Source organism: Vibrio sp. 2130-1 (genome assembly GCF_033339515.1).
Genome location: NZ_JAWOUT010000360.1, coordinates 1 through 651, shown reverse-complemented (window position 1 = coordinate 651; position 651 = coordinate 1). Strand labels below are relative to the sequence as shown.

1 protein-coding gene is annotated in these 651 nt (G+C 46.4%); it reads right to left on the bottom strand.

All coding sequences use genetic code 11. The features are described 5' to 3' along the window. The coding region (locus R7Q09_RS26230) for a sulfite exporter TauE/SafE family protein (RefSeq protein WP_318143954.1) at positions 1–651 on the bottom strand (651 nt) is incomplete at both ends.

Genomic DNA, 651 nt, shown 5'->3' with positions numbered 1-651 from the left:
GCAGCATTGTTGCTGCAACAAACATTAAGAATATTGCGAATATTTTCTTTAATACCGCAGTAGGAAGATTGGTCGCGAGCTTCGCCCCCACTTTCGTAGTCAACATCGAAGTCATTGCAATCGCAAGTAACGCAGGAAGGTAAACATAACCAATACTGTACGCAGGTAAGCCTTCAACCTTATAGCCGTGCAAAATAAAGCCTATCATGCCAGAGATGGCGATGATGCAGCCACAAACTGACGATGAGCCGACCGCTTTACGCATTTCTACGCCGTGCTTGTTGAGAAAAGGCACCGATAAAGAACCACCACCGATACCAGCTAAGCTCGAAACCACACCAATTCCCGTTCCGTACATCATAGTGACCGGACTACTCGGCATTGGCTTCTCACTTTTTACTTTAATAGATCGGAACATCTGCACAGCTAGACACAGTACAATGACACCAAATACTTTCGGCAAGTAATGAGTTGGGATCCATTCGGCAATGTTGGCACCAACAAAGCCGCCAATCACCACTCCGGGCATTAGCCACTTCACAACAAACATATCTACGTTGCCAAGTTTAAGATGGTTGAGAGCAGAAGAACCTGATGTGACGATGATGCTTGCCAGAGATGTCGCAAGCGCCATGTGCATGCTCATTTCTG